This window comes from Desmonostoc vinosum, assembly GCF_059505385.1.
The window spans coordinates 1-11037 of sequence record NZ_JCACKM010000193.1 but is presented as its reverse complement, the minus strand read 5'-3'; the positions used below and the strand labels follow the sequence as shown (position 1 = coordinate 11037).

The following is an 11037-nucleotide window of genomic DNA, read 5'->3' as shown; positions in this document are numbered from 1 at the left end:
AAGAGCTTTTTGACCGCATCAATCCTGGATAAATTCTCATACTGGGGTAGCATGGGAATTTCTAATACTCTTAAGGAGCTATCTATTTCATCTGTTACAGGTAGGCTCAGTTGTGTATGTGTGGGTTCTGATTCTTTTGGTTCATCAGTTAAGTCAGCATCAGAGATGTCATCAGGCAGTGAGAAAAATACGCTTTGTTGATCATGTGGGGACTCGTCAGCCGTCAACTTTGGTGTTTGGTTGTTGACATCCCAAGTATAAATCCCTATTTCACCAGGCACTCTCGTAAATCGTCCTGTTCCATGACCTCTTGATAATTCTTTAAGTACGCTACTTTTAACTTGTGCTATCGACTGGGTATCTAATTCTCCATAAACTCCGGTGATAATTGACTCAACCTTAAAAACCTTACCTGCATTTTGTTCTAAAAAAGAGGAGACAGCATCAATTAAAAACTGTCCTTCATAAGCTTTGAGCATTGGCACAGATGGAGCTTTTGGAACTACATAAGGTTGTTGATTTTGGCGTTTGCTCTGCCTTAAATTATGAATAGTAGGTTTGTCAGGCAACAAGCTTAAAACTAAAGTGTAGTGCCCAGGATTGTTAGGAACAAGTGACCATCTCTTGCTTTTTCTACCATGAGTTAGTGTTGATTGAACCCTGTCTTTTGCTACTTTAAATACGTCTTTATCTAACTCTCCATAAAGTGCTTCGACGATGGCATCTATATGCCACACAGTACCAGCATGTTCTCGTAATAGCTGTTCAATTGCTTCGCTTCTAGTTAGAGAGGCATACTGAGACAGCATTGGTATTTCCACCCCGAGAAGCGAAGTCTGTTGATTATCTTCAAGCTTTTCTTCTTTGAAAGCTGCTAACTCCGAATCTACTTCTGGGGATTGATGTTGATTATCTATCTCTAAGTTTTTTGCTTGGTCAACTTCAGATTCAATCGGCTCTACCAAGTCTAAGTCAGCTTCAGCAATGTCTTGAACATCTGGGGCAACCGCTTCACCAACTGTCTCCAATGCTGGCTGCTTGTCATTGACATTTGATTTGGTAGTCCAATTAGATAGTAATGCTTCTACATGGTCGAGTTGCGATCGCGCTTTGTTGTACAGTCTCTCGTATTCTTCTAGCTGCCGAACACAGTAGTCTCGTAATTCTAGCAACGGCAAAACTAGGTTTTGAGGGGGAGGGTCTAGGATCAAATCATCACCTTCATTTATAAATCAGACATGAGCTTATTAATAAATTCGTGATTGTACTGAGATAGTGCTAATTTTACTGCTTGAATATTAGCTCTCGATTGCTCAACTTTACTTATTAACTCTTTGAGGTCGCGTTTTTCCCAGTATCCTGTTTCATCAAATACTTTGCTCAAGATTCCTAAAGTTTGAGCATAATCTAAAATCTCAATTATTGCACAGTGAGCAATTATAAAATTCTCAATTCCACCTTCATCAAATGCAAATTCTGTTTTACAGAATGACTCTGATGTCCATTTGTCTTCATCTGGATAGCGGCACAAAAATATATCAAATTCCTCGCATCCTTGTCTTGGCAGTGAATCAAAGCCAATTATTGTTGATGGAATAATCTTTTCTAAATTTAAATTTTCTGGAAATTTATATTTATTAGCTCTAAGCTTAAGAATATATAATGGATCATCAACACTGTCATAACAACATTCTAAGCCTTCTAATTTCACTACCTGATCAACATGCACGAAAGGTAAATCTTGACATTTAGAATGCAAGCTATTAATCAATTGCTCAACATCTGAAGAGGAAGTTTCGCCAGCATCGAATGTGTAGTGTATTGTTATTCCCATAATTTTCCTTAATTAGATTTTACTTAATCGCCTCTAGGTGATGCGAAAGCCTCCGTCGAAATCACCTCCTTTACACTTAACCTAATCGCACTCTTGCCACAGTTAGGACATTCCACTTCAATTGCTTTCTCCTTTTTCCGCCCCCTAAATTCTTCAACAACAGGTGAACCTGTATACTCACTAACTAATCCAGTTAAGCAATGCCAGCACTCGTAGATCACACGCCCTACTGACTTGTCGCAGTCGAGAAACTGCATCTTCTGACACTGCTGGGGAGGTAATTCTTCTTCATCATTGCTCTCTGTAAACTGGCGCTGCTTGGGTTTGGGCGTGTCACCTGATTTTTTGGGGGTAGTGTATTCCTCACCTTGCTCAATTGATGGCGGCTTGTGTATGATCACTTTCGCTTGGGGCTGTGGTTCTGCTTGCGGCTCCTTGTCAGTAATTGCTTGTGGTTCATCTGGCAGCGGCTCTAGTGCAGGGGCGGGGTCTGGCCCAGATGCTACCTGTTGTTTTTCTGCTGGGCGAATGGCAACAAGGTCAAGCTTGGGGTTTGAGTTGTTGGGTTTTGGTAGTTTGGATGGGCGCTTTCGTGATTTCATTGATGCCTTGGTTTGAGTTAACTTAGCCTAACTGAGGAAATGAGTGTATTTTACCCAGCACTTTATGTAGTAATCTGGTGCATCAGTTTTTCATTGCCTTAGTATAAAACTTAGAAAAATTTTTTCGATTTCCTGAAATTATCTTAGAATCAGTTCATTCCACAAACTAATATATTTTTTCAGAAAAACCGTATAATCACAAAAAAAATGGAATTTCCCAATAAAACCAAACAATTCCTTGACTTAGTAGGAGTTACTAATAATTCTCAACTTCCTGAAAATGAACTTCTTGAACAATCCTTATTGATAACTGAAATTCACCTTGCTGCTCATCAACCCCGACGTTACTTTTCTGCTCAAGCAATGGAAAGCTTGGTTGCCTCTATCCGTGAACATGGCATCTTGCAACCACTTCTTGTTCGACCATTAGAATCTGGGAGTTACGAACTGATCGCTGGAGAGCGTCGCTATCGAGCAGCTCAAACTCTTGGTCTAGAGGAAGTTCCGGTTATTATCCGCAGTCTCAACGACCAAGATGCTTTTCAAGTTGCACTTCTGGAAAATTTACAACGAGAAGATTTAAATCCTGTTGAGGAAACTGAGGCTATCTTGCAGCTACTCTCTCTTCGCTTAGAATGCCCTCAAGGAGAAATTATTTCACTGCTTAATCATATTGCTAATCTCCAAAAACAAAAAGCAGAAATTACGAACAACGTTGTTCGTAGCCAGTGGGAGACGGTAGAGCAGATCTTCACAGTCATAGGGCGAGTTACTCCAGATAGCTTTCGCAGTCATCGTCTACCTTTACTTAACTTACCTAAAGATGTTCTAGAAATTTTACGTCAAGGAAAACTAGAATACACCAAAGCCCGTGTTATTGCTCAACTGAAAGACGAAGCTCAACGACAAGAACTTCTAGCGAAAGCTCTTGAAGAAAACCTTTCAGTTAGAGATATAAAAAGTTACATTCAAGAAATTCAACCTCCTAAGCCTTCTCAGAATCCTGCTCTCCCTAATCGGATGAAAGAAGCTTACCAACGAATTAAGCAAACTAAGGTATGGGAAGATCCAAAGAAAGCAAAAACTTTAGAGAAGTTGTTAGGACAGATTGAAGCATTGTTAGAGTAAAAATTATTGTTGAGTTTGCTGAAACAAGGTAAAGATTTATTGCTGAACTCATCCAACAACTAGAAACAGAACCAACCACATCTGAATTAGCTGCGTAATTTTTATGGTAAGCCTATGATGACTTACCGCTTTAATCAACAATTGATCATTAACTTAATCTATTTTACAGGATAACCTGTAAATAGGATAGATTTTTAGCTATGGGAAAACCAATTAAAGGCAAAAGAGGATTCGAGTCTGAAGGCAAAGGAATTGGTGGTAAAGTCGGAACAATCGGTGTCAAGTTTCCGCCTGAAATAGATGTCTTATTGCGCTCACTCCCAGAACTACTTGGTGTCACCACAGCTGAATACGTTAGGAATGCCGTAATTGCTCAGCTAAAAAAAGATGGGTTGCTTAAATAGGTACAACACTTGAATGTTTCCCTGCCTAAGTTGGCATATTCCCCTGGCAAAATTCCTGCTATTGTAACTGAAATCAATATTTACCCCATTATTCAAATCATATGTCTAATCCCACTCCAGACACGATTGGTAGCTACCTCAAAGAGATTGGCCGTTACCCCCTGCTAACAAGGGAGCAAGAACTCTCTTACGCTCTTCAAGTACACCAGATGGTAGCCATAGAGCAAGTAAAGGCCACACTTGTCGAGCAGCAAGAGCGAGAACCAACCACATCTGAATTAGCTACTGTTGTTAACAAAACCGAAGCCGAAGTCACTCAAATCCTTCTGCTTGGTCAACGAGCTAAGGAAAAGATGGTGACAGCCAACCTACGTTTGGTAGTTTCAATTGCCAAGAAATACCAGAATCGTAATCTCGAATTCCCCGACTTACTTCAAGAAGGGGCATTAGGACTCCAACGAGGTATTGAGAAGTTCGACCCCAATCGTGGCTACAGGTTATCAACCTACGCATATTGGTGGATTCAGCAATCTATTACCAGGGCGATCGCAGAAAAATCCCGCACCATTCGCATCCCCATTCATGTGAATGAGAAGCTGAACAAAATCAAAAAAACACAACGAGAACTATCTCAAACGCTGGGACGTACAGCAACTGTTACAGAGGTTGCTGAAGCTCTCAAGCTCAAGCCGAGTCAGATTCGAGAATGTCTTAATGCATCTAAACAGCCCGTTTCTCTAGAGAAGCGGATTGGGAAGGATCAAGAATCAGAACTGGTTGATATTTTACCTAGTGATGGCATTTCCTCAGACGAGTACATAACTACTGAACTTCTACGTGATGACTTGAGAAACATGTTGTCATTGCTGACACCAATACAGCAACAAGTACTGGCTTTGCGGTTTGGATTGGACGATGGACATGAACTCAATTTGAGGGAGGTGGGAGAGCGTTTAAATCTTAGTCGGGAAAGAATTCGTCAGATTGAGGTCAAGGCGATGAATATTTTGCGCCGCAGGAGTGACGACATGATTGATTATTTCGCGTCGTAATTAGGCACTATCAAATCAGTACCTGTAAAATTAACATCATCAGGATCTTTCTTGCGAAAACATTTTTCATGAGTCAGTCACGTTATTCAGACAACTGGAAGCAATTAGCCACGGCTATTAAAGCAGCTGCCGATTGGCGTTGTAGCAAATGCGGTAAAGTTTGCCTGCGCCCTGGTGAGAAACCATCTAATTTAACTTATTCACAGCGTCGTGCCTACAATCTTCAAGTTCATCATTGGAACCGTGACCCTTCAGATAACAGGGTTGAGAACTTGATTTGCCTTTGTTCGAGTTGCCATCTTGATTACCATCGATTCGGACGAGGTAACGTTTCACCAGGGCAATTGTCTCTGTTTGAGAAAACAGATTGTTAAGCAATCATGCCAAATTGCTACAAGATTTGGAGGAGCATTTCACCGCTAAAGACACAACTTCATAAACCGACATAAGATAGAAATCAGCGAAAGCTTATATTTCTTTGTAGAGAGAGAAACACTCCTTTAGCCATGCCCAGCAGCAAGATTATCGAAGTCAGAGAGTACACCGTCAGAGCGCACAAACGCGAGATTCACACTCGCACATTTAACTTTGTATGTAAGCAGTGTGAGCAATCCACACAACGCGAAACTTTTGGGCCGCGTCCTTTGTACTGTGAACGATGCCGCCCTTCACAACCTCCCAAGAAAACAGTTGTTCCACTTCATAAGAGAAAACCAAGAGCAACAACTTATGACAGCGGTAAAGGGATTGCAGGTTAAACTAATGCTAGGTACAGTATTTAGTATTTATGTACTACAATAAAACAGCTCTTTCATGTGCGGCATTTAAAAAGTAATGTAATGTCCACCCTCTCAAATCTTGACCATCAACAATTAAATACCTCTGTCCCCCACGAAACAATTACCGGAGTCGTTGAACGCCTGACCTTTTACTCCCAAGAATCAGGTTATAGTGTTGCGCGTCTGGTGCGTTCTCGCGCTACTGAACTCACAACAATTGTCGGCAGCTTCGCCAACATCCAGCCTGGGCAAACACTGCAATTAACAGGTTTTTGGCGTGACCATCCCCAGTATGGGCCACAGTTCCAAGTTGTTCAATATTCTGAAACTAAGCCAGCGACAATTACCGGAATTGAAAAATACCTTGGCAGTGGTTTAATTAAAGGAGTAGGCCCAGTTACAGCAAAGCGCATTGTTGCCCACTTTGGTTTAGAAACACTCGAAATTATCGACAATCAAATTGAGCGCTTGGTAGAAGTTCAAGGTATTGCTAAAAAGCGCATCAAGTTAATTCAAACTGCGTGGCAAACCCAAAAGGCCATTAAAGAGGTAATGGTATTTCTGCAAGGGCATGGTGTTTCAACAACCTACGCGGTGAAGATTTATAAACAATACAAAGATGAAGCCATCGCCACCGTAACTCACAATCCCTACCAACTAGCCACCGACATCTACGGCATCGGTTTTCTGACTGCCGACAAGATTGCGCGTAACATTGGTGTTGCACCTGATAGTGAATTTAGATACCGTGCTGGGTTGATTCATGCTTTAGCTGAAGCTGCTGAAAACGGACATTGCTATTTACCGCAGCCGGAATTAATTGAGCAAGTAACGAAACTGCTGACTACAGAATCGCATGAACCTTCAATTGAGGCGGGAGCCAACATCATCAAAGAAATGGGGCGAACTGAAGAGTTGATTCGAGAAAGCAGTGCCGAGAAAACACTACTGTGCTACCAACCCAGTTTCTTTTACACTGAACAAAATATTGCACAACTGGTACATAAGTTGTTAGGTAGTCCTATACCAATTGATATGGTTCGTGTTCGGGATTGGATTGAGCGATTTACCACCAGTCGGAGAATTTCTCTGTCAGAACAGCAACAACAAGCGGTAGAGATGGCTGCTTACTCCCGTGTAATGATTTTAACTGGTGGCCCTGGCTGCGGTAAAACCTTCACCACCCACACTATAGTCTCGCTTTGGAAAGCAATGGGTAAATCTATTGCTCTGGCTGCACCAACTGGTAGAGCTGCACAACGCTTAAGTGAGATGACTGGACTAGAAGCGAAAACCATACACCGACTGTTAGAGTTCGACCCTTCAAATATGGGTTTCAAGCGCAACAGTGACAATCCTTTACCTCACACAGCAATTATCGTTGATGAAGCATCGATGCTTGATTTATTTCTCGCCAACTCCTTGTTGAAAGCAGTAGCAGTTGGCGCACAATTGCTGTTAGTGGGTGACATTGACCAGCTGCCATCAGTGGGGCCTGGTAATGTACTTGCTGATCTGATTAATTCGCTTACTGTACCAGTGGTGCGGCTAACACAGGTATTTCGCCAAGCTCAAGCGAGTGCAATTGTCACCAAGGCGCACTCCATTAACCGAGGACAATATCCTACAATTGAACCCATCTCTGATAATCCCGTGTCTGATTGCCTGTGGCATGGCGGCGGGTTTGAACCGGAACACGGGGTACAAGCAATCTGTGAATTGGTTACTGATTTGATTCCTCGGCTTGGGTTTAACCCAGCAACTGATGTTCAAGTGTTATGCCCAATGACGCGAGGTGTAGTTGGTACTCGTAACCTTAATGGCGTCCTGCAACAGTTGATTAATCCACCTGCACTGGACAAAGTTGAAATTAACAGGGGTGGGATTATTTTAAGGGAGGGCGATCGCATTATTCAACAAACCAACGACTACAATCGCGAAGTCTTTAATGGCGATTTGGGGATAATCGAGGGCATCGATACTGAGGAGCAAGAAGTCATGGTGCGGTACAGTGAACGTACTGTGGTTTACGATTACGCTGACTTAAATGAGATTGCCCTGGCATGGTGTGTGACAGTGCATAAAAGCCAAGGCTCAGAGTATCCTGTGGTGATAATGCCGTTGTATATGCAACACTTCATAATGTTGTCACGGAATTTGTTTTACACTGGCTTAACCCGCGCTAGGAAGTTGGCGATCATCATTGGTTCAAAGAAAGCGATTTCTTTGGCGGTGCGTTCTTGTGATGACCAAGAGCGATATACAAGATTACAGCAAAGGTTGCTAAATATTGAGGCGGCCTGTGATAAATAATTGATATCCGCCGACAAAACAAGCCATCGAAAGACAAAACTGCCACAGACTTGTAGGATTGAGGACGGCGCGACTACTAAAGAAAATAAGAACTATAGTTTCCGAATGTCCAAACTCGACCGAAAGCGCAGAGATTTTTGCACAGGTGAAGCGCGTGCTTTTTTCCAAGCGTTCATTTTGTGATGATTTGTGTGATTAATACTTTGTCAGGCGTTGGTGAGCTAAACAATAAACGCCGCATCGTCTACTACAAACTCAGGTTGGGTTCCCAACACTGCAACTTTGCAACGATTGTGTGCAGACATGGGGTAAAATCTAACTTGGTCTTCGCGTTTGTTCACGAGTCGAAAGAGGTATTTGGATAAGGTTTCGTACTGTTTTTCATCCAATACGCACTCGAAAACCGACTTTTGTACCCGCAAACCGTAAGCTTCCAGAAGTTTCGCCACCTTGTTGCGGCGGGTATCGCTAACAATGTCGTAGCAAACTAAGTAAAACATCATCGTTTCACCAACTTTAGAGGAACAGTTTGCGGTTCAATAGTGTTGATGAAATCTGAATTTGCAGGACGAAACTTCAACGCCAAAGGACGGTAAAATTCCACATCTCCCAGCAAATATGCAAGATATTCTCGTACTTGTAAGTCGAGACATTGACGATAACTTACTTCTCCAGCGTCAGGATGCAGTACAAAAGTTCGCAGTTTTGCTTCCCAATGTTGGAGAAACTTGAAGAGAAGGTTGTGTGAGTGGCTTTTTCCGTTACCATTGGTGTTAGTCAAATTGCGGACAAAATTTAACACCAAGTCATCGACAATGGGTGCGCGAAATTCTGCGGTCAAGTCCCATGCTAAGGGCAGTTCGTGATGACTATCGCGGTGTAAAATTGCATAGTCAGAGTTAAGTCCTACGGTGTTCAGCAGTGTGTAAATATATTGATGCAGCAGTTGATTTCCCAGGTTTATTAGTTCGCTAATGCGCTTCGCATTTGTAGGCGAACATTCGTTGTAGAAGGTGAGTAGAGAAGCAACGGCGCAGTAATAAATATTATCAGCTTCTTCGCTGTATTCTTTTAGTTCTTCGATTCCTGGTGCTATTGGTAAGTTGTCCATCAACAGCGTCAGGTAATTTAATGCGCGTTGAGTTGTGTGATTAGCATGGTGACGAGTCCAACTTTGCAGAAAAGTATGCTGATTGTGCAATTTTGCCCAGATAATACTTTCTGCTGTAGCGCGGTTAAATTCAGTATCACGTGCGCGTCTACGTTGATAGGTAAGATATTTTGCTTGTAGTTGCGATGGATTTTTTAGCCGTCCTAAATATTCACCAGTTTGGGTGAGATATAAGACGGGAATCTGATGTGAATGAACGATTTGAATGACTTGTTTTGGTAAGCTGATATTACCAAAGATGATGAATTGACTGAGATTCCGAATTGGAATACAGATCCGCTGATTTTGTTGATGAAACACCTTTAAATAATGGTGTTGAATTTGGAATATTACGTCCTGTTCGGTGATGTAAATGGTAGACATAAATTGAAGCCAACTAGGTTTAGTTGTAGGTGAGAAGTTGTATTTCCTTACCTATATTTCAATTTTGTCAGGTTGATATATGAGTTCGTATTGGCGTAAATGCTATTTTTATATGACTTCGTATCTGGGTTATATGAGTTGCTATAAAGGCATAAAAAAAGCCGGAGATACTATCCCCGACTTAGCCATAGTTTAATTATTCAAGCAAATGCGATCGCATCGAGCATCTCAACTTTTCCTTTTACCAAAAATACAGACCCTTAGAATAGATGGTAGTTTCCATCCCCGTGAGGGGTAAGAGATTTAAAACTACAGTCATGCTCTTGCATGACCACGACCAAAACAGGTTTCCATCCCCGTGAGGGGTAAGAGATTTAAAACTGTTAGCAATTACTTTTTTAGGTATGGGATTGGTAATGTTTCCATCCCCGTGAGGGGTAAGAGATTTAAAACCCTACTGTTACAGAAAGCTTACCAAATAAGGCTTACAGAACTGCAAAACTGAGGGGGGTCTATTTTACATGTCAACAGAGCAGAGTTATTGAGAATAACTCTAGTCTCCACGTAACTCAAACCCTTATACAGTAAGTCATCTGAGGGGGTCTACGAAACAATCAGCCTTTGAGCCTTTGTCCGACCCCCTCAGTTTACATTTCTTAACAAAATGGCTTCAGGAAACTAACCATTAAGTTACACGTAAAAAGTATGTACTTATTAAATTTTCAAGGTGCATCTGTTGGTATAAACAATACCATAGCGACCGACTAAATGCAATCTCTCTATTAAGGTTTCCAAATCATTGGTCGTGACAAGTACATAATCGGAATCCGTCGCCGCAATGCCATACTCACAGCACCATGTGATACATTACAACAACCAAACAGCACAACATTGCTGACTCGACTAACTGGAACCTTAATCCGCAATTCACCTTGATAATAAACTTGAAATTGTTGATTTTTGACGCTCAAATAGGCACCTTGGTCGGTTATATATAAAACAGTTAGTAGCAAAATCTGCCGCAATCCTGTAATTTGGGATAGCATTTACCTTTCAGCCCAGAGCTACCTGAATCAGCAGTTGATGAAAATGGTTAGTTCAAATAACAAGCGTGAAGAATTGAAGCTGGTGAATTAACGATAATTATTGCTCTATCCCGAAATGAACATACTCAGGAGCTATAAAGCTTATACTGTAAGATATCTGAAATTTTTATGATTGTGATTAGCTCCTAATTAAAATTGCTATGACCGATACACCAAGCAACCGACTAGACCGGATTGAGGCAATTCTAGACACACTAGCAGCTCAACAACAAATAAATACTCAGGCGATCGCCCAACTGACAACAAAGCTGGACAACCTTAGCGATAAGTTTTCTAATTTGCTTT

At 41.6% G+C, this 11037-nt stretch carries 11 protein-coding genes and 1 pseudogene; 6 read left to right on the top strand and 6 right to left on the bottom strand.

Going from position 1 to position 11037, the window contains the following annotated elements:
• The 3 genes from AC5JMF_RS24000 to AC5JMF_RS23990 form a co-directional block, all read right to left on the bottom strand.
• Positions 1-1211: hypothetical protein (locus tag AC5JMF_RS24000; protein WP_495798214.1), on the bottom strand; the 1211-nt coding region annotated here is incomplete at its 3' end.
• A gap of 14 nt (positions 1212-1225) precedes the next feature.
• Positions 1226-1834: a hypothetical protein gene (locus AC5JMF_RS23995; protein ID WP_495798213.1), complete on the bottom strand. Its 609-nt coding sequence runs from the start codon at positions 1832-1834 to the stop codon at positions 1226-1228.
• A gap of 23 nt (positions 1835-1857) precedes the next feature.
• The gene (locus tag AC5JMF_RS23990) at positions 1858-2436 is read right to left on the bottom strand and encodes a hypothetical protein (protein ID WP_495798212.1); all 579 of its coding nucleotides are present in this window, start codon (positions 2434-2436) and stop codon (positions 1858-1860) included.
• 207 nt (positions 2437-2643) lie between these two features.
• On the opposite strand from AC5JMF_RS23990, the gene AC5JMF_RS23985 reads away from it, so the two are divergent.
• The 6 genes from AC5JMF_RS23985 (at position 2644) to recD2 (ending at position 8112) form a co-directional block, all read left to right on the top strand.
• The gene (locus AC5JMF_RS23985) at positions 2644-3564 is read left to right on the top strand and encodes a ParB/RepB/Spo0J family partition protein (RefSeq protein WP_495798211.1); all 921 of its coding nucleotides are present in this window, start codon (positions 2644-2646) and stop codon (positions 3562-3564) included.
• Positions 3565-3764: 200 nt separating this feature from the next.
• Positions 3765-3968 carry a hypothetical protein gene (locus tag AC5JMF_RS23980; protein ID WP_495798210.1) on the top strand — a complete coding sequence of 68 codons (204 nt, stop codon included), beginning with the start codon at positions 3765-3767 and terminating at the stop codon, positions 3966-3968.
• Between the two features lie 101 nt (positions 3969-4069).
• Positions 4070-5020 (top strand): RpoD/SigA family RNA polymerase sigma factor, encoded by a 951-nt coding sequence (locus AC5JMF_RS23975; protein WP_495798209.1) that lies wholly within the window; start codon positions 4070-4072, stop codon positions 5018-5020.
• Positions 5021-5088: 68 nt separating this feature from the next.
• Entirely contained in the window at positions 5089-5394 is a 306-nt protein-coding gene (locus AC5JMF_RS23970; RefSeq protein ID WP_495798208.1) for an HNH endonuclease, read from the top strand.
• Positions 5395-5526: 132 nt separating this feature from the next.
• The gene (locus tag AC5JMF_RS23965) at positions 5527-5778 is read left to right on the top strand and encodes a hypothetical protein (protein ID WP_495798207.1); all 252 of its coding nucleotides are present in this window, start codon (positions 5527-5529) and stop codon (positions 5776-5778) included.
• 81 nt (positions 5779-5859) lie between these two features.
• On the top strand, positions 5860-8112 hold the full coding sequence (recD2, locus tag AC5JMF_RS23960) for an SF1B family DNA helicase RecD2 (protein ID WP_495798206.1): 2253 nt from the start codon (positions 5860-5862) through the stop codon (positions 8110-8112).
• Positions 8113-8333: 221 nt separating this feature from the next.
• Here recD2 and cas2 read toward each other — a convergent pair whose 3' ends face one another.
• From cas2 to AC5JMF_RS23945, 3 genes and pseudogenes are all read right to left on the bottom strand, one after another.
• Entirely contained in the window at positions 8334-8612 is a 279-nt protein-coding gene (gene cas2, locus AC5JMF_RS23955) for a CRISPR-associated endonuclease Cas2 (RefSeq protein ID WP_495798215.1), read from the bottom strand.
• Positions 8612-9646 (bottom strand): CRISPR-associated endonuclease Cas1, encoded by a 1035-nt coding sequence (gene cas1 / locus AC5JMF_RS23950; RefSeq protein ID WP_495798205.1) that lies wholly within the window; start codon positions 9644-9646, stop codon positions 8612-8614. The genes cas2 and cas1 overlap by 1 nt, the downstream gene beginning before the upstream one ends.
• Before the next feature lie 803 nt (positions 9647-10449).
• A pseudogene (locus tag AC5JMF_RS23945) lies at positions 10450-10653 on the bottom strand (CRISPR-associated endonuclease Cas1); the annotation flags it as partial.
• Between the last annotated feature and the right edge of the window lie 384 nt (positions 10654-11037).